Below are 22,663 nucleotides of genomic sequence, written 5' to 3' on the forward strand. Positions count from 1 at the left end.
ACTTCACGACCGAAGCAACAGAGGAGATGATCGATCCTGTGACGGGAGAGATCATCGATCAGAAGGACCTTGCCGAACGGCTGCTCGACCAGGCAAGGGAGAAGGACGTGAGCCTTGTCGGGCCGGGCGGGTTGTTGAACCAGCTCACGAAGAACGTCCTTGAGACTGCGCTTGAGGAGGAGTTTACCGAGCACTCGGTCATGAGCACGGGCGGACGCCGATCGCGGCGAATATGCGCAAAGGGACGAGGTCGAAGCGGGTGCTGACGGAGATCGGCCCGGTAGAGATCGAGGAGCCCCGGGATCGGGAGGGGTCGTTCGAGCCGGTGATCGTGCCCAAGCGGAAGGGGCGCCTGGACGGTATCGACCAGGTCGTGCTCTCGCTGTCTGCCCACGGACTGACAACCGGGGAGATCGCTGCGCACGTCGAGGAGGTCTACGGGGCCAAGGTCTTGAAGGACACCATTTCGAGGATCACAGAGAAGGTCGCAGGCGAGCTGGCCGAGTGGTCCTTTCGGCCGCTGGACCCGCTCTACCCGGTGCTCTTCGTTGACGCGATGGTGGGTGTTGGTCCGCGACGGGCAGGCGCGCAACACCCCGTTCTACGTCGTCATGGGCTTCACGACGAACGGGGAACGCGACATTCTCGGGATCTGGGGCAGTGATGGTGCCGAGGGCGCGAGGTTCTGGTTGTAGGTCTTCTCCAAGCTGAAGAACCGGGGTGTCGAGGACGTGTTCATCGCCGTCCGCGACGGGCTCAAGAGCCTGCCCGACGCGATCAACACGACCTGTGAGCAGACGGTCGTGCAGCAGTGCATCGTGCACCTGATCCGCAATTCCTTCCGTTGAGCCGACCGACCGCACCGCGACGGGATCGTCAAGGCCCTCAAGCCGATCTACACGCCTCCGAGTGAGGCAGCGGCGAAGGACCGGTTCCAGGAGTTTGCCGCGGAGTGGGGTGAACGGTATCCGGCAATCGTCAAGCTTTGCGAGTCCGCGTGGGCGGGGTTTGTGCCGTTCCTCGAATATGACCCTGAGATCCGCCGGGTGATCTGAACGACGAATGCGATCGAGTCGATCAACGCCCGCTACCGGCGAGCCCTCGGAACGCGCGGACACTTCCCGAACAAGGCCGCGGCGCTGAAGTGCCTCTACCTCGTCACCCGGTCCCTTGACCCCACCGGCGGTGGCAGAGCACGCTGGGTGATCAAGTGGAAGCCCGCCCTCAACGCGTTCGCGATCACCTTCGCTGGACGGTTCGAAAAGAACCACTCACCGATGAAAACCGCCGGACCCTACACACCGTTTATTGGACGCTCCCCTTTAGCTCCCCGCATGAGAACAAACCCCAATGCCAGGGACAGGGCGGTCCCCGGCATTGAGGTTTTAGAGGCGTTGTCGCGCTGGATATCGTGATGATGGAGGTTAGCGCGCCCGGAGCCATGAGTGCTGCGCTGGCTCCCTGGCCGCGAACCTCGCAACCGGGCACCGAGGGTGGAGCCCATGGCGCCAATTTGGAGGATGCGTTCCCGGCCGTAGAGGTCACCCGAGGCGTCCGCCGGATAGGGGAGGTCCCGAAACAGGAGGATGGAGGCCTTCACCGCCCTGGCCACTGGGCTGGGCTGATCTCGAGGTCGGACTGGATGCTGGGAACAGCGACAGTGGTGACAATGTCTACACGGCACCTGTTTTCTCGCGCAAAGTGCAGTCTTACGGATAATTCCTTTTCGTCATTGAAAGACAAGGGATGCGGTGACCATGGTGGTCGCCGCATCCCTTGTCGTGTTGCTGGTGCGCAGGTTAGCTGGCGTGGGCGTACTTGGCAGGTTCGGCGTCGAAGGCCGGGCCGCAGCCTGCGCAGCAGAACCAGTACCGCCCTCCGTCGTAGTCGCGGAAGAGACCCTTGGCCTCAGCTTCGGCCTTCACCACGGGCGTTCCGGCCATGACGGGGCAGTAGGCGATGGCGTTCTCGCCCTGCTCGGGGCGGGTGCCCAGGTGTACGTCCTGGGTCTGGGTTTCCGTGCTGGGAGTGGTACTGGATTTGGGGCTGCAGCAGCTTCCGGTGCTCTGTTCCATGGTTAAGGTGTCCTCTCGTAATGATGCTGTGTAGGGGTGTAGGGGTGGAGCTTCGGTCCTGCGGGTTAAGCGTCGACCGGCTGCGTCACGCCGGGGCGCTTCGCGGCTGGTGACGGGGTTACCGCCTTGCTAGTAAACGAGCGGAGGCGGAGACTGTTGCCGACGACGAAGACGCTGGAGAACGCCATCGCGGCACCGGCGAGCATCGGGTTGAGCAGGCCCAGAGCAGCCAGCGGGATCGCGGCCACGTTGTAGGCGAACGCCCAAAACAGGTTGGTCTTGATTGTTCCGAGTGTCCTGCGTGCGAGCCGGATGGCATCTGCGGCGCTTCTGAGGTCGCCACGGACCAAGGTGAGGTCCGCGGCCTCGATCGCCACGTCGGTGCCGGTGCCCATGGCGAGCCCAAGGTCGGCCTGTGCCAGTGCTGCGGCATCGTTCACGCCGTCACCAACCATCGCGACGACTTTGCCTTGAGCCTGCAGGTCGGTGATGACCCTGACCTTGTCCTGAGGCAGCACTTCGGCGATTACCTCGGTGATACCAACTTCGGCTGCGACCTGCTTGGCGACCACTTTGTTGTCACCAGTGAGCAGGATCGGGGTCAAACCGAGGGCCCGAAACTGTTCGATGGCCTGCGCGCTGGTTTCCTTGATAGCGTCAGCGACGGTCAGCACACCGTGAACGGCGCCATCCCAAGCGACGACCACAGCGGTCTGTCCGGCTGATTCCGCCGCTGACTTGGCATCGGCGAGGTCCTGGGGCATGGTCAGAGACCATTCCGCCAGCATCGAGTCTCGTCCCACGATCACTAGGTGCCCGTCGACGACTCCCTGCACGCCCAACCCTTCGATGTTCTTGAAGGATTCCGGAGTAGGGAGTGCGCCGACCCGTTGGGTGGCGCCCTTGGCGATCGCCTGGGCGATGGGGTGCTCGGATGCGTCCTCGAGGGCGCCAGCGATGCGGAGCAGCTCCTCACCGTTCGTGCCCGATGCGGTGTGGACGCCCTGCAGAGTCATCTTTCCCGTGGTGACGGTACCGGTCTTGTCCAGGACGATGGTGTCGACCTTGCGGGTCGATTCGAGCACTTCTGGTCCCTTAATGAGGATGCCCAGCTGGGCTCCGCGTCCGGTACCGACCAGCAGTGCCGTGGGTGTGGCCAGACCGAGGGCGCACGGGCAGGCGATGATCAGCACGGCAACGGCGGCTGTGAAAGCGGCCGTGATCGGGAATCCGGCACCGAGCCACGCGGCCAGCGTCGCCACGGCGATGACGATGACGACCGGCACGAACACACCGGAGATCCGGTCGGCCAGACGCTGGACCTCGGCCTTGCCCGACTGGGCGTTCTCCACCAGCTTGGCCATCTGCGCCAGCTGCGTGTCGGTTCCGATCCGCGTGGCGCGGATGACGAGCCGTCCACCGGAGTTGACGGTCGCCCCGGTGACGGGGTCTCCCTCGCCGACTTCTACCGGCACGGACTCACCGGTCAGCATCGATTCATCGACTGCGCTGCGGCCATTGACGACGATTCCGTCGGTGGCAATCTTCTCACCGGGACGGACCACAAACTCGTCGTCCACGGCCAGCTGCTCGGTCGGGATGCGGGTCTCGACTCCGTCTCGGAGGACTGCAACTTCTTTCGCTCCAAGCTCCAGCAGGGCACGCAGTGCTGCTCCTGCCTGGCGCTTGGAACGCTTTTCGAAGTAGCGCCCTCCCAGGATGAACATGATGACGGCGGCGCCGACTTCGAGGTATATATTGTTGGCGCCGTCGGTGGGGGCAACGGTCAGTTCGAACGGGTGCGTCATTCCGGGGGTACCGGCCGTGCCGAGAAATAGAGCGTACAGGGACCACAGGAAGGCTGCGCTGGTACCAATCGAGATCAGGGTGTCCATGGTGGCTGCACCATGGCGCAGGTTGGTGAACGCCGCCTTGTGGAAGGGCCAGCCGGCCCACAGGATGACCGGCGCAGCCATGGCGAGCGACAGCCACTGCCAGTATTGAAACTGTAGCGCCGGGATCATTGCCATCGCGATGACGGGGATAGCGAGGACGGCGCTGCCGATCAGCCGGTGCTTGAGGGCCACCAGTTCAGTGTCGGGGCGGTCGTCGTCGCTGGTTGCCTGGCCGCCCTTGGGTGTCGGGAGCGCAGCGGTGTACCCGGTCTTCTCCACTTCGGCGACCAGGGCCTGCGGGTCGTAACCGGCAGGAACACTTACACGGGCTTTCTCGGTGGCGTAGTTGACCGTAGCCACCACGCCGTCAAGCTTGTTGAGCTTGCGCTCGATCCGGTTGGCGCACGATGCGCAGGTCATTCCACCAATTTTGAGATCGATGTCGATACCCGGCGTCAGCGGCCGGGCCGCGGATGCAGACATGGGAACTTCTTTCTCCCGAAGGCGGGGCCTTCGGGGTGATAGGGGTCAATCAGTGGTCGCTGTGGCTATCCTCGGACGCACCGTCGTCGGTCGTGCTGCCGCCGGTCGTACCGTGATCAGGTGTCGTTGCATTGGATCCAGTCGTATCGACGGTGAACTGCGCGGTGTGCACGGTGCCATCGACCTGGAAATCGAAGTAGAGGTAGTACCGACCGGTCGTGGGCGCCGTGGTGGCGAATTCGACCTCCGGCCCGGATGTTTCCTCCCCCACCGGGGCTGCACCCTCAGGGTGCACATGCAGGTAGGCCAGATCTCCTTGGCGTAGGGCCACGAGGTGCCCATATGCGCCGAGGTAGGGCTCCAGCCCGCTCTCCGGCTGCCCGTCACGGCTCACACTGACGGTCAGTGTCGACTCGTCGCCGACGGATACGTCGCCGTTCAGTGAGACATCAAAACCATCGACGGTCGTCGTCGTGGACACCTCGAGTGCGGCCGGCTCAAAGTCGCCGGCCACGTCCACGGTGCTGGTGAGCGTGAGCTTTTCGCCTGACTCTGTGGGAACGATGTCGGCGAAGACACGGTAAGTACCGGCAGCTTCCCAGGACCAGGGCAAGGACCAGCGTCCTGCCTTATCCATGACCGGGTGTACGTGCCGGTAGTGGGTTCCGTCGGATCGCACCACAATCAGGTGCAGATCCTGCTCGTGCTCGACTTCATAACCGGTGACCGGATTACCGTCAGGACCGGCGATGGTGAAGGACAGCTCGTCGTCCTGTCCGATCCCCTCAGGAACGGAGAGCCCTTCAAGTTGGTATCCGTCTTGCGCGACAGTTACACCGCGGACGGATGGCCCTGTCTGCTGCACAGTGGAGGCTTCTGTTGCGGCGGACTTGCCGTGCCCTCCATCGCTGTGGCCCGCTGTGTCGGACGGCTGATCCATTGTGTGGCCCTCGGCGCTCTGCGCCCACGCTGAAACCGTTCCTTCAGGAACGAACGCTCCCGCAGCAGCGAAGGCGCCACCAAACGCTACTACCAAGCCGGCTGTATACGCTCCGAGGCGCCCTGCAGCATTCATGCGGACCGGACCGCCTTGTATCCGGCTTCCTCGACAGCCTTGATGACCGCACTCTCCTCGACGGACTCATTGCCGCTCACCACGAGCTTGCCGGTCTGGTGACTGACCTCAATCGAATCAACGCCAGAGACCTCGGCAACTTCCTCGCGGATGGACATCTCGCAGTGCCCGCACGTCATGCCGGTGACCTGGAATTCGGTGGTCGTCATGATGTCTTCCTTTCGTTGTATACCCCTAGGGGGTAGCTGTACAATTACTATATACCCTCCGGGGGTACCAGTGTCAAACCCCATCAAAGACAGGAAAATCAATGGAACCGCAGGAAATAGTCATCGTCGGAGCAGGCGCAGCAGGCCTTAGTGCCGCGGCCACCGTGCGCGCTGAGGGATTTGAAGGATCGCTGACGGTGATCAATGGGGAGGCGCATCGCCCCTACAATCGGACCCTCGTCAACAAGGCCTTGCTATCCGGGCTGCTCACAGCCGAACAAATAGTCCTGCCAGACGTGACCGCGCTGGGGGCCGACCTGGTTCAGGGCAAGGTAGTGTCGGTGGACACCCACCTTTCGCTCCTCACATTAGAGGACGGACGACAGTTGCGGTACGACGCACTCATCGCAGCCACCGGCAGCGCACCCCAGTCATCCGGTCGTGCGACCGACGGTCGGGAACGCGTCTACCATCTGCACACCGTGGACGATGCCGCCCGGCTTCGTGCCCGATTTGGCAAGAACCCCGGCAACCTTACAGTCACCATCCTGGGTGCCGGCTTCATCGGCTCGGAGGCCGCCAGCTACCTGGCGGAGGCTGGCGCACAGGTCCATCTAATTTCCCGCTCATCCATACCCCTCGCCTCAGCGCTCGGCGAACACATCGCAGAACGCATCACCGATCTGCACCACATCCATGTGAAGCCGTACTTCGGACGATCCTTCACTGGTATTTCCACTAGTTCCGACTCGGCCACCGTCACCCTCAGCGACGGTAATACTTTGGAATCCGATATTGTCCTCATCGCCCACGGCACCAGGCCCACTTCCGCCTGGCTAACAGGGGGCGACGACGGGCTAGCGGTGGACTCACACCTGCGGGCTCGCGACTATCAGAGGGTTTACGGGGCAGGCAGCCTCGCGTTGCACACGGCCAGCAACGGACAGCTATACCGCGTCGATCACTGGGACGCCGCCGTCGCTCAGGGCACCCACGCAGCCCAAGTAGCGCTGCGTGAACTCACCGGGGCGCGGGATCCGGGACCCTATGTCCCAGCCACCGGGTTCACCATCACCCTCTACCAGCACTCAGCAGCAGCCTACGGCCTTGTGCTGCCCGGTTCAGCTGAGCACCAACACGACTCCGGCTCCCCCGAAGCCTTACTGACGAGCTTCCACAAAGCCGACGGTGCCATGACCGCTGTGGCTGGCCTGGATGCCTTCTCTCAGTTGATTGCCGCCCGCGGAAAACTCACCGCCCCGTAATCCCGCGAACTACGCCTAGCCAGGAAGGGTGCGTGACCCACACTCTAACCCCACCCAGCTTAGGTGGGTATCAATGGATATTCCATTAATACTCTCCACGCAGTTGGGCCGGTCCGATCGAACGGCCATTTGATGGTGATGCCACACTCCAACCGAGAACCAGATGCTGCCTGAAAGCGCTGACGACCGCTTCCTTGTTTGGACCAGGCGAACAAGCAAAGCTCTGCGTGGGTCAGGCCTGGTCCAGGCAGGGCTTTGCTCGGCCATGGGACAACTTACATCGGTCCACGAAACTAAGGCCACCGGTTCCACCGTTCAGGCACCTGCCGCCCGTGGGAGTGGTCAGCCGTTGGCCCGGGCGTGAGAAGAGGCGGCCGGATCCGACAGGGCGGTGCTTGATGGTGTGGTTTGCCGTTCGTGCCGTTGCTGATGACCTCGTCGTTGACAATGTAGATGGCGGTGCGTTCGTGACGGATCACCGGACTACCCGGGCTGGCGAACCCACCGTGGAGCCGCGCTGGTAGAGCTGTGGGACCCACCGACGTTTCTGCCAATGGAGCGCAGTTCCCGCTCCACCAGGTTGGTGGAGTCCTGCATGGGACCGCGCTGGCACAGGCCGAGGCCGCCCATGGCCCTGCCGACCCTACTGGCCGGAACCGCAGGGTCGGGGCCGACGCCAAAGAGATGGGGGTGAAAGCACATGAGGGTAGAGGATCCCCGGCTGCCCCCTGAGCGAGACCCGATCCTCGCAAAAACTATGGAGTTAATCGACAGGGTGGTGGGCCACCCGTGGGCTGAGAACCTAAAAGCAGTTCGGGTTATACTTCACGGTCATCGACTGCATAATGGGGACACCGTCAGCAGCTTTAGGCAAAGTGAGCCCCGATATTCAGGGTGACAGTCAGGCGGGGTGTTGCCGTATACCTCATGTTATGTCCGGTGCTCGCCACTTTCCCTCGTCGTGGTCCGACGTTGACTGACTTCAATCACCGTCCGCGGGTTCAGTGACGGCTACCTTTTGATCAAGTTGTGGACGCGTGAAATCCATGAGCAGTCCGACGCCGGCAAGAATGATGACAAGGCCGACTACGAGTCCCGAAGTTACCGGCTCACCTAACCACAGCACCCCAATGGTTGAGGCTGATATCGGAACCAGTAGAGTAACCGCTGAAGCCGCTACTGGCCCGGCCTGGCTTATGATCCAAAAATAGATCAGATAACCGCCCGCCGTAGCCCCCAGCCCGAGGACAACCACTGCGATCAGCGGACCGGAACTGATTGGCTCAGGTGGGGGCGCGATCGCTGTCACCGGCAGTAGCAGAGCTGCGGCAGCAAGCTGTTGACCGAGGGCCAACGCCATGGGGGACGTGGCGCGGAACGCCTTTCGTGTATACACCCCTCCGAGCGCATATAGCATCGCCGCGATCAAGGATGCGCCAACGGCCATCATGGCACGGCTGTCCATTTGCAAGGGGGCCCCTCCGACGAGCACCCAGACACCGGTAATGCCTATTACAACGCCCAGCAGTTTGCGCCAGGTGATCCTCTGTCGAAGCCAAAGTCCAGCGATAAGTACGGAAAACATTGGGGTCGTGGCGTTGAGTATCGATGCCATGGAGGAGTTGAGTCCTATGATTGCGGTGGCGACGAGAGTGAGAGGGCCGGCGACGTTCAGGGCCGCTAGTATTAAGAATGAAGGAAATTGGCGCCCAACTGCCTGCCAGGTTGCTCTGGTGGAAGCCGCGATGAGCGCCAGCGCCAACGCGGCGACGATGAGTCGTCCATGCGTCGTACCAACAGCTCCAAAGGTGGGCGCCGCCACAGCGATGAGGGGAAATGAGCTTCCCCACAGTAAACCGACCAGCAGCAAAGCTCCAGGCACCGCGAGGCGACTAGTCACCATCGTCCGCACCTAATTTTCCCGCTCGCCACTATCGGACCCGGGCCAACCCGATTGAGGTGAATACTCATGCTAAGGCTCTGCCTTACGTATTAGGAGATCGGGAACCCAGTTGTGGTGGGTGCAATGAAGTGGGTACCCACCGTCCTCACCAGCGTAGGAATACTCTGATTGCCTCCTTGTGGCCGCCGGACCCACACCCCTGCCGCGCAGACGCAGACGCACCCCAAATCGGCCGATCCGGTCCACCGCGGAAACGGTGGTACGGGTGTCTGGTGTGCTCATATTCATTGCTCCTCCTTCTTGCAGATTCCCGAGACATCACAGGGCATGATCCGTTGCTGCGTCGGCGCCAGCATGTCGAATAGCCGATACTCCGGGAGCAAACACCCCGCTAGGCACTATTTGATAGAGATTACTCTACCCCCGCACGGTATATGAACCAGGTTTCCTACATTCAATCCGCTACTGTTGGTACCATAGGGGGGTACCCTAAGGGAGGCTTGCTCTGATCGACGACAGGGCCATCATCAGCCCTGCGGGCCGAGAAATCTCCCATGACAACAACGACAAAGGTAACGCCCTGCGCGTCTCGCGGGACAAGAAGGATGGCGATGGAGATGACGAGAATGACCAAAGCTTCGGGGGTGGCTCCATTGTTGGCCAAGGGGCTGAGTATCGTGCTGGGGGCCGAGGAGCTTCCGATCCGGGTGCGTGGCTGGGACGGCTCGGAAGCCGGTCCTGCCGGGGCCCCGATCCTCGAAGTCCGATCGAATCAGGCCCTGCGCAGGCTGCTCTGGTCACCCGGGCAGCTTGGTTTGAGCCGAGCCTATGCGGCGGGGGAGATCGAGGTCCCCGGGGACCTCTTCGCCGGCTTCAGGGCGCTGAGCTCCGTCGGAAAGTTGGCCAACGCCGATTCCTCAAGCACACTGGATGCGCGCAGTCGATGGCGGCTACTACGGACCGCCGCCCGGCTCGGTGCCATTGGTCCAGAGCCAGCTCCGCCAGCGGAGGAGGCCGATCTTGGTCACGGCCGACGGCATTCCCACAAACGTGATGCCGCAGCCATCTCGCATCATTACGACGTAGGCAACGACTTCTACTCACTCATCCTTGGGCCGTCGATGGTGTACTCATGCGCGGTCTGGAACGATGAGCGCACCAGTCTGGAGTCCGCCCAGGAGGCCAAACTTGATCTCGTCTGCCGCAAATTGGGCTTGAAGCCCGGCATGCGACTCCTGGATGTGGGGTGTGGTTGGGGCAGTATGGCTTTGCACGCTGCCCAGCGTTACGGGGTCGATGTGGTCGGTGTGACTCTTTCCGTTGAACAGTCCACTCTGGCTCGCCAGCGGATGACCGAGGCCGGATTGGCCGACCACGTGGACATCCGAGTCCAGGACTACCGCGAGGTTATGGACGGCCCCTTCGACGCTATCAGCTCCATCGGAATGTCCGAACACGTTGGCCGAGCCCAGATTGCTGACTACGTCACTCATCTGAAGGAATTGCTGCACCCCGGGGGGCGGCTGCTCAACCACGCCATCTCGTGGAACGCCGGACCAACCCGACCCGACCCGGACAGCTTCATCGCCCGCTACATCTTTCCCGACGGTGAGCTACTGACCCTCACCGAGATAGTCGGGGCGCTCGAATCTGACGGGTTGGAAGTGCTCGACGTTGAGTCGTTGCGCCAGCATTACGGGCTGACCCTACGAGCATGGGTGCAACGACTGGAGGAACACTGGGACGAGGCCGTGCAGACCACCAGCAAAGGACAGGCGCGGGTTTGGCGGCTCTACATGGCCGCCAGCGCCCTCGCCTTTGAATCCGGGAAAATGGGAGTCAATCAAGTCCTCGTGCAACGCCCCGGCGGCTCTCCACCGCCAATGCGCCGAACCGCATGGGCCTCTGAACAAGCGATGCCCAGCCTCCCCTCCCGCCGTCCGAGGGAAGAAGGAAGACCTTGAGTATACGGAGCCATCATGAGGCGCGGTGAAGGCAACCTGGCGCAGCGGAAGCCGCCTAGGCTCAGCGTCGAGGTCCTCGTTGCAACAACGTCTATGGAAACAGAATTGTGTCCGCAGCGATTCGTGGCCTTGGGGGATTCGTTCACCGAGGGCATCGGCGACCCCCATCCCTTACGTCAGGGTTCCTTTCGGGGATGGGCGGATCGGGTTGCGGAAGTTCTTGCCCAAGCGTGTCATGATTTCACCTATGCGAATCTCGCAGTTAGAGGCAAACTTCTGCGCGAGATCGTAAGTGAGCAGCTTGGGCCTGCACTAACGATGAAGCCTGATCTAGTGAGCTTTTGTGCTGGTGGTAACGACATCATCCGCCCCGGTTCCGATCCCGATGCGTTGGCCGTCGGCGTGAATGACGCGATATCAGCGCTTCGGTCTTCCGGGGCGACCGTGCTCATGTTCACTGGCCCCGACATAGGCGCACGACTTAGCCCCTGGGGACTCCGCGGCAAGGTGGCAATCTACAACGAAAACTTGAGGACCGTGGCAGAGAACCATGGTGCGGTCTTGATCGACTTGTGGGCGTCGCATGAGCTAAGTCGCGCCCACATGTGGTCTCCTGACCGCCTCCACCTTTCATCGACAGGTCACGAGTTCATTGCGGCTATTGTTCTGAACGTAATGCGTATCGAATACATCTCTGCGCCATACGCCAGCAACACAATAATCGACTTGGCTCCTCCGCGCTTTGCCAATGATGCGAAGTGGGCACGTCAACACCTTCTCCCCTGGGTACTCCGTCGGCTACAGGGCAAATCCTCCGGTGCAGGGCGTGAGGCAAAACGCCCTGCTTTGGCCGCTGTGGCACGGGAGGACCCTGATCCTTACTCAACTCCCGAATACAACCCACCCCCGGGGCGAGGCGCTGTCGACACTTTCTGCGATGCTCCGGTTGTAACCAGCGAAAGCGGCCACCCATAAGGAGAGGAACCGTATCGCCGGCGACCGATCTCGGCGAATTAGAGTTCAGCGGTTTCGATGATCCAGAGCAAGTTGTACTCGGCATCGGCGAGTACTACGCCCAGCGGATGCTTCTCAAGCGCTAGGGGCTCCAAGGGAACGTCGTCAAGGCCGCCGTCGTAATCACCTCCGCCAATCTGTCCCACGCCGTCGGTCTGCACGTACCCGTCGACGCCGGGCTTCGACGGGCCATTTCTCCAGTGACAATGGTCGGCTGTCATTGGGGAGGCATGCGCCGCCATCGGCATCGAGGTTTTCCCCTAGAGCAGGATCGAGCACCTGCAGCAGGACGAAACCGTGACCTCTCCGGGTAGCGTGTGTCGTCACATCACCATCCTGTCAGTTCACATTCGCTCGGATGAGCTTTTTGCAGTGATCGGCATCTATCGCCGATAGGAGGCGTAGATGACCCACGTGATGCCCGCTTGTCGGCGTGTTGTTCGGCGCTTTGAGTCCTATAGCTCCGGGAGCAAAAACATGCACATCCTATGCAATTGATACCATGGGGGGGTACCCTTTATGGTATGCCCGCCGTGAAGGTGGGCGGCGCCATCATCAACCCTGCGACAGAGGAATCCCCCATGACAACAGCGACTAAGACAATTGCATCCGGCGTGGATGAGCACAGCGGATCCCATGGGTACATTTCCAACAAGGAGGACTATCAGCGGCGGCTCAGGCGTATCGAAGGCCAGGCCCGTGGACTCCAAGGAATGGTTCAGGAAGAAAAGTACTGCATCGATATCCTGACCCAGGTTGCAGCCATGACCAGCGCATTGGAATCAGTGGCTCTAGGGCTGCTAAACGAACACATAAGCCACTGTGTAGTCGACGCGGCGGCCACCGGCGGCGACGAGGCAAAAGCCAAACTCCAGGAAGCCTCCGACGCAATCGCGCGCCTCGTGAGATCCTGACATCCAATCACCTGCAGAGTTCTCATCCCGGACACAATCGGAGGAGACCTGCGCAGGGCCCCTCGCCGAGTTGTAGTACCTAAGTCTCATTTCGGCGCTGCTCCGGGGCACCTGGCTCCGCCGAGCGATCGGTCGCTTTCGCGGTTCATGGAGATCAGGTCAACGTTGCGGCGCGTCCTCTGCCCAGGCCGGCATCAGGTGGCGTTCTCAGAACCAAGGGGAAGAAAGGAAAGGGTCGGCCGCGGGTTTAGCGCTCCGCAGCGCTGGTCCGTAGGGACTTTCACGCCGCAGCCAATGCCCTGCGCATGTCCAGGCAAACCCCGGCGCCCCTAAGGAAAACCCGTCAGGAACTTCATCTTCCAATGTCGCCGCGCTGCTGTGGCAGCTTTCGGCCCCCTGAATCCTGCGCCTGCCGGTGCCGCAAGGATTCCCCTGGCCTTCGTTGTCCACACCAGCTCAGGCGGTGGCTTCGAATCGCCGCGAAGTAGTAGGTGAAATAGGGCAGACACAACACCGGATTGTGCTGCCGCTGAACCTAAGCAGGTGACCCGTACCAGGATGACGCCCCGATACCTGCCTGTGGAGCTGAGTTTAAGAACGTTGGATTCTCCGTCGGGGCCAACTGTGCTACGCATGTTTCAGCTGTGCCAAAAAGCAGTGGGGCACTCTCTTGCAAGATAAAGGCGGGATGATGGCACCGTCCCAACCGGCAGCCACTGCCATGCAGCCCTCAATTTCAACGGCCACCGAAGCGCGTTCAGAAATGGAGTGTCCTGTTTCCTCAACGAATATTGCCGGGATTTAGGGCGAGATGGACTTCTGTCATGGCTTTCGCAACACCGAAGGTAGGATACCCCCGTAGGGTTTAACGTTATAGTCTATGGGGGTATTCATAAGAAAATTCATCGTCCTAGTTTCCGTCACGGAGCTTTCCCGTGCCTGCAGCAGGACATGGCGGGAAAAGGATCGGTCATGAGACGCATCAGTCGCAGCGCGCTGACATCAGTGGGAGTGCTATCCCTCGCCTTGGGTGCCATTCACTTATTCGTTGACGGACTTGGTAGCAGCGTCATCTCACTTCAAGCCGTGATCCGTGATCAGACCGGTGCTGAACCCGCGCTGTTGAGCCTGCTCGTTGCGGTGGCCTTTTCCTCGTCTTCGCTACTCCAGCCTTTGGGTGCCCGCTCTGCCTCCAGGTTCGGCGACGGCCGGGTGGCCATCATTGGATCGGCTCTTGCAGCAGCCGGTTATGGTCTACTCCCCGCTGTGACCCAGCCCGGCCATGCCATCGCAGCAGTAGCTGTGGGTGGCATCGGGTCCGCGCTGTTCCACCCGGCGGCCGGTGCGCTGGCTGTGCGGTCGGCGCCGGAGGGTCAGGAGTCCCTGCCACTCGCTGTGTTCTCAGCCGTAGGAATGGCCGGTTCGGCTCTCGTGCCTGTCGCTGTACTCAGTGGAGTTAGTACCTTTGGCGGGGCTGCTGCGGTTCCGTTCGCCGTACCCTTGGTGGCAGTCACGGTCGCGCTTTTGCTATCACAGCTAATGCGCGCGAGGCCATCACGCAACCGCCCTGCCAGCAGGACAATTGAGCGTCGAGGTCAAGCACCGGTTGTAGTGCCGGTGCTTGCCGCGGCGCTGCTCGCCCTGATCGGAGTCACAGTCATGGCCAGTGCACCGCTGCTGCTGGCAGACAAAGTAGGGTCAACGAACCCGCTACTCGGCTACTCTCTCGCCGCCTACGGCACGGCCGCGGCGGTGGGAGGAGTCCTTCTCGCCCTGTGGGTTCGACACACCGCACTGCGCCTAGTAATGCTGTCCGCTTCCACCGCAGGAATATTGGCTTCGCTGGTCGTTCCACACTTACCCCCCGACTTCGTGCCGGCTGCAATGGCCGTAGCCGGGGTGGGCCTCTCAGGCAGCCTTCCTCTTTTGGTAACAACCGCGCGCAGAAACGATGAAACGTCAGCCGGCCCAGCCGTGGCCCGGATCCTTGGACTGGCCTCCGGCCTGGGTAGCGCCGGATATGCCGGGGTGGGGTTGCTGCACAGCATGCTGGGCTACGGGATGGTGTTGACCGTGACTACGGCAGTGGCCGGTGGCGTGGCTTTCATCATCCTCACGCGCCTTAAAGGATCGGCATCAACGGCCACCATTCAAACGGCCCTAAGCATATGCCCCTGCGGAGGGTGCGCCTGCAGCACCCTCCGAAACGAACCAGAAGTCAGTGCCCACCTCACCTGACGCCGGAACACGTCCGACACAATCACACTCCGGGAAATATTATTCTCTCAACACCTCGCTTACCATACCCCCGTGGGGTATAGTGTTGTTTTGCTGCACGGTCTCTGTGCAACCCCTGGTTGCACAGAAACCATTGAGGCAGTTCTCTTCACACCATGCCTCAATTCCAATCTGAACCTAACAACTTCATTCCGCGGTTCCCGGCTCCCGAAAGGTGAAGTCAGATGCCGTAAATACCCCAACCCCCTAGGAGTAAAAATGTCTATTCTGCAGCAGCCGTCGGCTACACGCAGATGGTTCGCCCTCGCACTGATAGCCACCGCACAGTTCATGGTCATCATGGACACCTCAATCATCGGCGTGGCCTTGCCCAAGATGCAGGAGGACCTCGGTTTCTCCCAGGAAAACCTGTCCTGGGTCTTCAACGCCTACGTCGTCGCCCTCGGTGGGCTGCTGTTACTTGGCGGCCGACTTTCAGATCTATTCGGTGCACGACGAATCTTCGCCACAGGGTGGATAATTCTGCTCATCGGTTCCGTGGTCGCCGGCGCCGCGGGCACTGTATCCGTTGAACTCGCAGGCCGTGCCATTCAGGGCCTCGGATCGGCCTTAATCGCACCTTCCGCGCTCACTTTGCTAATGATGCTCTTCGGCGGAGAGCCGAAACAGCTTACGAAAGCATTGGCCATCTACGGCGCGGCGGCACCGGCGGGCGGAACTGCAGGAGTATTTCTTGGTGGACTCATCACTGAATACGCCTCCTGGCCGTGGGTCTTCTACATCAATATCCCCATCGCGGTCCTGGCCGTGGCGCTGACTCCAGCTCTGATGCCTGCGGGCAAGGCCGGTAAAGGATCCGTGGACTTCCTGGGAGCAATCACCGTTACCGCCGGAATCGGAGCCGCGGTCTTCGCCATCGTTCGCGCACCCGAGGTGGGTTGGGGATCAGCCGAAACCTGGCTCATCCTGGCCGGCGCCGTCGTACTGCTCGGTATCTTCCTGGGTCTCCAAGCACGGCTGAAAGACCCCCTGATGCGGCTCGGAATTTTCCGCACCTCCAATCTCGGCGCAGCAAATATAGCTCAGGTGCTCCTCGGCGCGGCGTGGATCCCCATGTGGTTCTTCCTCAACCTGTACCTACAGCAGGTCCTTGGCTATAGCGCTTTCCCCAGCGGCGCAGCACTACTGCCGATGACAATCGTGATCATGATCGGAATGATTGTCCTCGCACCACGGATGATGAACCGCTTTGGACCAAAGAACATGATTGTAACCGGCCTCGCCGTCCTGGCCGTGGGAATGGGATGGCTCTCCCTGATCCGCCCGGACGGATCCTTCTGGGTTGACGTGCTGCCAGCCTCGCTAGTTGCAGCCCTCGGCATGTCTCTGGCATTCATACCATCGCTGGGAACGGCAATCTCCAGCGCGCGGCCTGAGGAAGGCGGACTCGCTGCAGGCATCGTGAACACCAGTTATCAGGTGGGCTCGGCACTTGGACTAGCGGCCATGACCGCGGTCGCAGCCGGTTTCGGCGCTGACCAGCTCGGTGACCCCGCAGCCCTAACCAATGGATTCTCCTCGGCGTTCATCGGTGCAGCCGTCATCGCCCTGGCCGGCGCCATCCTCGCCGCGCTGACACTGCGCACCCCTGGCCACCGCACACTCAGCGAATCCGAATCCCCCGCCGCATCCACCCAAAAATAGCCATAACAACCCCATCAACCCAACCACACACCAACAAGGAGAAAAAATGTCCACCCTACAGCTTTTGATCGCCTATGACGGCTCAATCGACGCCCAGAGTGCCCTGCGGACCGCCGCCACCATGTTCCCCGGAGCTTCCGCGGTTGTGCTCTATGCACGCCAGCCGCTAGAAGGCTTCGCAGCCCATCTTGAAGGACACCCCGCTCTGGAGGAACTTGCCGGATTAGACGCCGCCACGTTGGACGTATCAGAACGGATAGCAGACGAAGGCGCGCAGCTAGCCCGCGAGCTCGGTTTTAACTCAGAACCAAGAGTTTCATCGACGATGTCGACAGCCTCGGAAGCCATTGTCGACACAGCCGAGGAAGTTGATGCCGATCTGATCATTGTCGGCTCCAGAGGACGCCGCGGATTCAAGGCCACACTTCTCGGAAGCACCTCAGCTAGCGTCCTGCACCACGCGACGCGGCCGACCCTGGTGATTCCCTCCGACTCGGTCGCATCAGCCCGCCGAGCCGGGCTTACGGAAACGGCCCGCCACTCGGTCTAATCCACATAAGGGCAAGCAGCCGCAGGGGACGCGCGGGTCTGAGCAGGATAAGTCTGTGTGTGGTCATGAAGGTGGGGCCCGAAACGCACTACGGAGTTTCCGGCCCCACCTTTCCTTCAAGACGCTGCATTGCACATTGAACGTAGTGATCCCTCAGCATCACAACATCGGCACGGCCGTGAGCACCCAAGTCGCATCGGCCGCAAACAATTCCTAACCACACCCTTCACTCACTCACCTACAACCGACAGGAGAACGACGATGCCCACGAACCGACAGTTCATCAATCAGCGCGACAACGTCATCAGCGAAGCCCTTGAAGGTCTCGCAGCCACCTACCCCGACCTCATCACCCACGACGCAGCGACGTCACTGATCAGTCGAGCACAACCCACTTTCGGCAAGGTCGGACTGGTCTCGGGGGGTGGATCGGGCCACGAACCGCTGCACGCCGGATTCGTGGGCAAAGGGATGCTCGACGTCGCCGTCGCCGGTGCCGTCTTCGCCAGCCCCACCGCCCTTCAAGTCCAAGCAGGAACCACCCTGGCCGATAAGGGGGTTGGCGTCCTGCAAATTGTGAAGAACTACACGGGCGATGTCCTCAACTTTCAAATCGCAGCCGAGCTGGCCTCCGATAACGGAACCGTCGTCGAGAGCGTCATCGTCGATGACGATCTCGCCTCCGACAGTGATAATGGCGGCCCTGGACGCCGCGGTACCGCAGCCGTGATCACCGTCGAGAAGATCTGCGGGGCCCTCGCCGAGCAGGGCGCTGACCTATCCACCGTCACCGCCGCTGGCCGCGACATTGTTACACGCTCCCGCACGCTCGCGCTCACCCTTGACGGCTGCACCCATCCCGGTAACACCAGTCCCGCCTTCACCTTGAACGCGCACGAAGTAGAATTCGGGGTTGGCATCCACGGTGAACGCGGAACCGGGCGGGTTCCGTTCGCCGCTGCTGACGAGCTCACCGAACAGCTCATCATTCCGCTTGTCGACTCGCTCGGCCTGAAAAGCGGGCAACCAGTCATTGCCATCGTCAACGGTCTTGGCGGGACTTACCCATTAGAGCTGTCCATTATCGCCCGCCACATGCACGAAGTTCTCCGTGGCCGCGGCATCACCGTCGCCCGATCACTCGTCGGGTCCTACGTGACCAGCCTGGACATGCATGGAGTCTCCATCACCCTCACCGCGGTCGATGACAACATCATCGCGGGCTGGGATGCACCCGTCCGCACCCCCACTTTGACTTGGTAAGGAAATCATGACCACCACCATTGACGGAACCACTGCCCGGGACTGGATCAACGAGTTCACCCGCATATTCGCAAACGCCCAGCAGCGGCTCACCGAGCTGGACCGCCTTGCTGGAGACGGTGACTTCGGCACCAATATCGCCTCCGCGCTCCGCCGTGTCAGCGACGTCCTCCCGTCCACCGCTGATGCTACCTACCGCACCGTGTTCAGCGCCGCATCTGAGGGATTTCTGCGAACCGGCGGAACTAGCGGCCCCCTGTTCGGGATGTGGTTCCGTAGCATCGCGCGTGCCGGCCACAACTCCGCGGTCTTGCCTGAGCTTGCTGGGGGTGTGGCCGGTGGGCTCGGCGCAATCCAGAGCCTCGGTGGAGCCAAAGTCGGCGACAACACCATGATCGATGCCCTTGCGCCAGCATCGGAAGCCCTTAGTGAGGCGGCTGCCCTGAACCTGTCTGTCCCCGCAGCACTTGAGAACGCGGCCCGCGCCAGCCGTACAGGTGCGCTCAGCACTGGGGATCTGATTGCCCGCCGCGGACGAGCAAGTTACGTCGGCGAACTCGCCCGGGGAGTGCTCGATCCGGGCGCCGTCACCATTGCGCTTTTTTTTGAGGCAGGAGCAACTGCGGCTGGATCTCCCCAGCAGTGGCAGGATCTCGGCGTGAACACCGTTAAGCGTTGATCCCCCGCCCAGAGTGGCGGGCCCCTTCGGGGCCTGCCACTCTCGCACCAGCTGAATGCAGATCAGGACCACACGCAACCAAGTACCGAGGCCGCACCGACACGGGACCTGACCACGCCCTCCTGGCCGGGTTCGTCCGCGCAGCAGAAGCGGCAGCGGCTTTCGAGTTGGCATTGGGCAGGGACGGCCGGCCAAAATCACGTCGGCGGGGACGCAGGGACGCCCTGCAGCCTTCGTCTAGCCGCGTGGACTTCGACGGCCCCATCAGGATCGGTGGAGGGGAGAAAAACAGTCCCCCGATCTCCTGCGCCGGTGAGCACCCGCCTGTCCGGCAGCCCCTCAACCCGGCAGGACACCCCCGCCTGAGCGCTTTCCACCATCTCGTGATTGATCAGAAGGACAAGGCATGCTGAACCACCCTCCCGAATACTTCTTGCTCCTCCATAATTCGGAGCAGGCACGACTTCTGGCTGCGGTCGAGCACCGACGCAACGCCGAGCGCCGACGGGCTGGCACCCCCGACCCAATGCGCAAACAATCCACTTTTGCCCATCTCCTTCGGCGTGCACTCCGTGCCTTACAACCAGTCATCACAACTCACCGGGCCGCCGCCATCGACCGGACCTTGAAAAGGATTCAAGCAGATCCCGCTTCTCCAAAGAATCCAGAAAAGATCACCCTGGCCCGATAATGACAGTCTCTCCCATGGCTACCTACAGGCGTGCCGCGACGCCCCCGTCTTAAACAGTCCTCCAGCCTGTCCGCAACCAATGGATGTACGCAGGTGGACCGGGACCAGGCTACGCCGATTGGGGCGAGAGACACCGCGAACTGGCGAAGATCTCGGACAGCGCAACTCCGACGACGCCAGCACCCAGGAACCGAACCACCGCACGCCCCGTAGCTTGTCACCCGAAAAGTAACCGCAGAAGTTCCACCCCAATACTTGCAGTGCCTTCACGACACCTGCAAGAGACCGACTCATTCGAATTAGGAAAGGCACCCACGTGACGCAGGACAACGATAATGGCCGGTACCTTGGAGTTCTTCAATCAGTGACTGACTGCCTCAATGATGCCGCAGCGGCGTTCGAACGGGTTTGCCAGGACCCGGCGTTGGACAGGGACGACCTCGACGCACTCAATTGGATGTGCAGGTCGTTCAACGACTTCTCCGCCACTATCCAAGGGCTGAGACTGGCCAACGAACGTCGCCCAGACCGCGCTGGTCCCGCACTACCGCCAGTAGCCAGCGCTCCTTAGGAACAGTCCATAGAACGAAGCGAATCGTATAAGATCACCGATCGGCCTAAGCGTGGCACTCCCCTAACCCGATGGGGTCTCCTGCCGGAACGGCTTAGTTCAGTCTCCTCCGGGGAGCCTGTCCGGATCCCCGAGGGGGGCCGCATCCTCGTTGCGTGCTTTCTCCAGTGCGTTCAGGACCAGGTCGAGGCCAAAAACGAACTCCTTCGAGTAGCTGTAACCGGGCTGAAGCACGTGCTTGGACATCAGTTCGAAAAGGTACGGGTAATCGGCGGCGGATAGTTGGGCGAGCAGCATCTGCGCCATCGCCGCGGCCTGTTCCCCGGTATCGAACGGCAAAGCTTTTTCCTGCTTGGCGAATCCGTAGACATAACTATCCAGCGCGGAGACCGCATGGGCCGTCATGGTCAAAGAAAACCCGCCGTTCCGGAAAGTACCCAAGACCCGGTCGTGGTGCCGCAGAGTCGCCGGACCGGGACTAGATCCCGAATCCATCAGCCCGTTCGCCCATGGGTGGCTGAGAAGCACCTCACGAACCGAAACAGACCGCTTCCGTAGGGCGGCCTTCCACGGCTCGTCATGCGGGGGAAGCACAATTTCCGCGAAAAGCGCGTCAATCATACCGTTGAGCAAGTCCTCTTTATTGGCGACGTGGTTGTAGAGGGACATGGCCTCCACACCCAGCTCTTCCCCGAGCCGGCGCATCGTGAGCCGTTCGATACCACCCTCGTCAGCCAATGCAATGGCCGCCTCGAGCACCCGGTCCCGGCTCAGCCTGATCCGGCGGTCCACATCGGGCACCTTCTGGGACATCGTGTTCTCCTCTTCCCGTTACCTGAACTGACAAGCTTACAACGTCCAAATAGATCCCTACAGCGTACATTTACAGTGTAAGTAATCGTTTGGTGAGGTCCGGGAATCAAGCACGAGCTCGAACTGTGATGTAACGACCACCCCGTCGTCACCTCAGCCACCCGCACCGACTGCGTGCAGGACGACCAGTCTCGTGACAACCGCTTCTCGCACCTATCCAGGATGACATCGTGCAATCTCAAAAACGCTTGGCTTGAACCAACCGACGCTGCTGCTGTTCATAGCAATGGCGCTCTATCTACTGCTTCCGCACGTCAACAAAACTTGGCTCTGCCGAAGGCCGTAAGGGACGAGCTGACGCTCCCTGGATCACGACGCCAGGACTCCGCTGTCAAGCCCAGGGATGCAACTATAGGAGCATCCCGGGCCGGTTCACCGCGGAACCATCAACGGATCAACGTGCGCTGGGTCGTAACGGGACTCTGGTGGCTGAGCGCATTATCTTGAAAACCCGGAAACGGCGTTTTGTCACTGTTGGAAAGGAAAACAGCACCGACGGCTGACCCCCGGTGGGCCTGATCGGAGAATGCGTAGCTGGTGACTACGTCCTGTCCTCAGCATGGGATGTCTTGGCGCTGCCCGGCCGCTCCCGCATCGCCAGGATCGCCAGGATCGCCAGAGGCAGTACAGAGATAGTGGCGGCGATGGTGAGCTGGAGGTTGCTCGCCCCGACAAGCGGTGCGATCACCGAGGCAGCAGCTGTCACCCCGGCAGTGGCTAGTAGCAGGCGCGGCACGAGGGGCTTGCGAGTCCTGGCGGATGCAAGGACCATTATGCCGAAGATGAGCATTCCCAAAGCAGCGCTTGCCATTATCGCGCCGAGGTAGGTGACGGAGAATTCGACTCCAACCGAAACGCTCAGGAGTAGCGCTATCAGTCCGACCCATAGGGATGTAAGCATGGAAATGATGCCGGCGGCGACCCGGAAGCCGGAGACTTTATGGGAGAGCACGGCAGCAACCCGTGGAAGTCTCGAGGGTGGATTGCATCGGTGACAGCATGAGATCTCCTGGAGCGACACCGGCGGATGCTCTCATCCTGCCAGCACTTCCACCTGTGCAAAGACAAGGGTTGTAGTTGCGGATCGATACCTCCCCGTTCCTGGGGACCGATGTATCGGCCTCTTCACCGTTGCCGACTTCTGAGGTGCCGTCGGTGCGGCTGGTGAGTGCCTGCATACTGTTGTCCTAAGTCAGGGGAAGTGTAGGGCCCGGGGAGTTTTCCGTCGATCAGTGCGAGGGCCGCCGCAGCGGCGGGACATCCTGGCCCGCTTGGTGTCCTGGATGCCGGGGCTTGT

General features: G+C 61.4%; 17 protein-coding genes and 1 pseudogene. 10 read left to right on the forward strand and 8 right to left on the reverse strand.

Going from position 1 to position 22,663, the window contains the following annotated elements; all coding sequences use genetic code 11:
* Positions 1-26: 26 nt before the first annotated feature.
* A pseudogene (locus H4V95_RS18785) lies at positions 27-1,259 on the forward strand (IS256 family transposase); the annotation flags it as partial.
* A gap of 540 nt (positions 1,260-1,799) precedes the next feature.
* On the opposite strand, the gene H4V95_RS10930 reads toward H4V95_RS18785, so the two are convergent.
* The 4 genes from H4V95_RS10930 to H4V95_RS10945 form a co-directional block, all read right to left on the reverse strand.
* A complete protein-coding gene (locus tag H4V95_RS10930) occupies positions 1,800-2,075 on the reverse strand; it encodes a YHS domain-containing protein (protein ID WP_209730443.1) in 276 nt (91 codons plus the stop codon).
* Positions 2,076-2,140: 65 nt separating this feature from the next.
* On the reverse strand, positions 2,141-4,453 hold the full coding sequence (locus H4V95_RS10935; protein WP_209730444.1) for a cation-translocating P-type ATPase: 2,313 nt from the start codon (positions 4,451-4,453) through the stop codon (positions 2,141-2,143).
* 49 nt (positions 4,454-4,502) lie between these two features.
* A complete protein-coding gene (locus H4V95_RS10940) occupies positions 4,503-5,528 on the reverse strand; it encodes a heavy-metal-associated domain-containing protein (RefSeq protein ID WP_209730445.1) in 1,026 nt (341 codons plus the stop codon).
* Positions 5,525-5,737: a heavy-metal-associated domain-containing protein gene (locus H4V95_RS10945; RefSeq protein ID WP_209730446.1), complete on the reverse strand. Its 213-nt coding sequence runs from the start codon at positions 5,735-5,737 to the stop codon at positions 5,525-5,527. Before H4V95_RS10945 ends, H4V95_RS10940 begins: the two co-directional genes overlap by 4 nt.
* A gap of 101 nt (positions 5,738-5,838) precedes the next feature.
* Between H4V95_RS10945 and H4V95_RS10950 the strand changes: the two genes are divergently transcribed.
* Complete coding sequence (locus H4V95_RS10950) at positions 5,839-7,002, forward strand: FAD-dependent oxidoreductase (RefSeq protein WP_209730448.1); 1,164 nt, start codon at positions 5,839-5,841, stop codon at positions 7,000-7,002.
* A 982-nt stretch (positions 7,003-7,984) separates the two neighbouring features.
* Here the strand turns inward: H4V95_RS10950 and H4V95_RS10955 are convergent.
* The gene (locus H4V95_RS10955) at positions 7,985-8,905 is read right to left on the reverse strand and encodes a DMT family transporter (protein WP_209730450.1); all 921 of its coding nucleotides are present in this window, start codon (positions 8,903-8,905) and stop codon (positions 7,985-7,987) included.
* A 626-nt stretch (positions 8,906-9,531) separates the two neighbouring features.
* Here H4V95_RS10955 and H4V95_RS10960 point away from each other — a divergent pair.
* Positions 9,532-10,869: a cyclopropane-fatty-acyl-phospholipid synthase family protein gene (locus H4V95_RS10960; RefSeq protein WP_209730452.1), complete on the forward strand. Its 1,338-nt coding sequence runs from the start codon at positions 9,532-9,534 to the stop codon at positions 10,867-10,869.
* A gap of 93 nt (positions 10,870-10,962) precedes the next feature.
* The gene (locus tag H4V95_RS10965; protein WP_209730454.1) at positions 10,963-11,844 is read left to right on the forward strand and encodes an SGNH/GDSL hydrolase family protein; all 882 of its coding nucleotides are present in this window, start codon (positions 10,963-10,965) and stop codon (positions 11,842-11,844) included.
* 38 nt (positions 11,845-11,882) lie between these two features.
* On the opposite strand, the gene H4V95_RS10970 is transcribed toward H4V95_RS10965, so the two are convergent.
* On the reverse strand, positions 11,883-12,104 hold the full coding sequence (locus tag H4V95_RS10970) for a hypothetical protein (RefSeq protein ID WP_209730456.1): 222 nt from the start codon (positions 12,102-12,104) through the stop codon (positions 11,883-11,885).
* Positions 12,105-12,464: 360 nt separating this feature from the next.
* On the opposite strand from H4V95_RS10970, the gene H4V95_RS10975 reads away from it, so the two are divergent.
* The 6 genes from H4V95_RS10975 (at position 12,465) to H4V95_RS11000 (ending at position 19,231) form a co-directional block, all read left to right on the forward strand.
* Positions 12,465-12,797 carry a metal-sensitive transcriptional regulator gene (locus H4V95_RS10975; protein WP_209731347.1) on the forward strand — a complete coding sequence of 111 codons (333 nt, stop codon included), beginning with the start codon at positions 12,465-12,467 and terminating at the stop codon, positions 12,795-12,797.
* Positions 12,798-13,769: 972 nt separating this feature from the next.
* Positions 13,770-15,035, forward strand: coding sequence for an MFS transporter (locus H4V95_RS10980; protein WP_209730458.1), 1,266 nt, complete (start codon positions 13,770-13,772; stop codon positions 15,033-15,035).
* Positions 15,036-15,293: 258 nt separating this feature from the next.
* Positions 15,294-16,739, forward strand: coding sequence for an MFS transporter (locus H4V95_RS10985; protein WP_209730460.1), 1,446 nt, complete (start codon positions 15,294-15,296; stop codon positions 16,737-16,739).
* A gap of 46 nt (positions 16,740-16,785) precedes the next feature.
* The gene (locus H4V95_RS10990; RefSeq protein ID WP_209730462.1) at positions 16,786-17,289 is read left to right on the forward strand and encodes a universal stress protein; all 504 of its coding nucleotides are present in this window, start codon (positions 16,786-16,788) and stop codon (positions 17,287-17,289) included.
* Between the two features lie 261 nt (positions 17,290-17,550).
* Entirely contained in the window at positions 17,551-18,552 is a 1,002-nt protein-coding gene (locus tag H4V95_RS10995) for a dihydroxyacetone kinase subunit DhaK (protein WP_209730465.1), read from the forward strand.
* A 7-nt stretch (positions 18,553-18,559) separates the two neighbouring features.
* The gene (locus tag H4V95_RS11000; protein ID WP_209730468.1) at positions 18,560-19,231 is read left to right on the forward strand and encodes a DAK2 domain-containing protein; all 672 of its coding nucleotides are present in this window, start codon (positions 18,560-18,562) and stop codon (positions 19,229-19,231) included.
* Between the two features lie 1,361 nt (positions 19,232-20,592).
* Here the strand turns inward: H4V95_RS11000 and H4V95_RS11005 are convergent.
* Together H4V95_RS11005 and H4V95_RS11010 are read right to left on the reverse strand one after the other, a co-directional pair.
* A complete protein-coding gene (locus H4V95_RS11005; protein ID WP_209730470.1) occupies positions 20,593-21,306 on the reverse strand; it encodes a TetR/AcrR family transcriptional regulator C-terminal domain-containing protein in 714 nt (237 codons plus the stop codon).
* Positions 21,307-21,907: 601 nt separating this feature from the next.
* On the reverse strand, positions 21,908-22,318 hold the full coding sequence (locus H4V95_RS11010; RefSeq protein WP_209730473.1) for a hypothetical protein: 411 nt from the start codon (positions 22,316-22,318) through the stop codon (positions 21,908-21,910).
* Positions 22,319-22,663: the final 345 nt, after the last annotated feature.

Source organism: Arthrobacter sp. CAN_C5 (genome assembly GCF_017875735.1).
Lineage (GTDB): Bacteria > Actinomycetota > Actinomycetes > Actinomycetales > Micrococcaceae > Arthrobacter_D.

What these genes read in the sequence shown, in the direction of transcription:
- H4V95_RS10930 (WP_209730443.1), bottom strand. Translation starts at nt 2,075, where the DNA reads ATGGAACAGAGCACCGGAAGCTGCTGCAGCCCCAAATCCAGTACCACT.
- H4V95_RS10935 (WP_209730444.1), bottom strand. Translation starts at nt 4,453, where the DNA reads ATGTCTGCATCCGCGGCCCGGCCGCTGACGCCGGGTATCGACATCGAT.
- H4V95_RS10940 (WP_209730445.1), bottom strand. Translation starts at nt 5,528, where the DNA reads ATGAATGCTGCAGGGCGCCTCGGAGCGTATACAGCCGGCTTGGTAGTA.
- H4V95_RS10945 (WP_209730446.1), bottom strand. Translation starts at nt 5,737, where the DNA reads ATGACGACCACCGAATTCCAGGTCACCGGCATGACGTGCGGGCACTGC.
- H4V95_RS10950 (WP_209730448.1), top strand. Translation starts at nt 5,839, where the DNA reads ATGGAACCGCAGGAAATAGTCATCGTCGGAGCAGGCGCAGCAGGCCTT.
- H4V95_RS10955 (WP_209730450.1), bottom strand. Translation starts at nt 8,905, where the DNA reads ATGGTGACTAGTCGCCTCGCGGTGCCTGGAGCTTTGCTGCTGGTCGGT.
- H4V95_RS10960 (WP_209730452.1), top strand. Translation starts at nt 9,532, where the DNA reads ATGACCAAAGCTTCGGGGGTGGCTCCATTGTTGGCCAAGGGGCTGAGT.
- H4V95_RS10965 (WP_209730454.1), top strand. Translation starts at nt 10,963, where the DNA reads ATGGAAACAGAATTGTGTCCGCAGCGATTCGTGGCCTTGGGGGATTCG.
- H4V95_RS10970 (WP_209730456.1), bottom strand. Translation starts at nt 12,104, where the DNA reads ATGACAGCCGACCATTGTCACTGGAGAAATGGCCCGTCGAAGCCCGGC.
- H4V95_RS10975 (WP_209731347.1), top strand. Translation starts at nt 12,465, where the DNA reads ATGACAACAGCGACTAAGACAATTGCATCCGGCGTGGATGAGCACAGC.
- H4V95_RS10980 (WP_209730458.1), top strand. Translation starts at nt 13,770, where the DNA reads ATGAGACGCATCAGTCGCAGCGCGCTGACATCAGTGGGAGTGCTATCC.
- H4V95_RS10985 (WP_209730460.1), top strand. Translation starts at nt 15,294, where the DNA reads ATGTCTATTCTGCAGCAGCCGTCGGCTACACGCAGATGGTTCGCCCTC.
- H4V95_RS10990 (WP_209730462.1), top strand. Translation starts at nt 16,786, where the DNA reads ATGTCCACCCTACAGCTTTTGATCGCCTATGACGGCTCAATCGACGCC.
- H4V95_RS10995 (WP_209730465.1), top strand. Translation starts at nt 17,551, where the DNA reads ATGCCCACGAACCGACAGTTCATCAATCAGCGCGACAACGTCATCAGC.
- H4V95_RS11000 (WP_209730468.1), top strand. Translation starts at nt 18,560, where the DNA reads ATGACCACCACCATTGACGGAACCACTGCCCGGGACTGGATCAACGAG.
- H4V95_RS11005 (WP_209730470.1), bottom strand. Translation starts at nt 21,306, where the DNA reads ATGTCCCAGAAGGTGCCCGATGTGGACCGCCGGATCAGGCTGAGCCGG.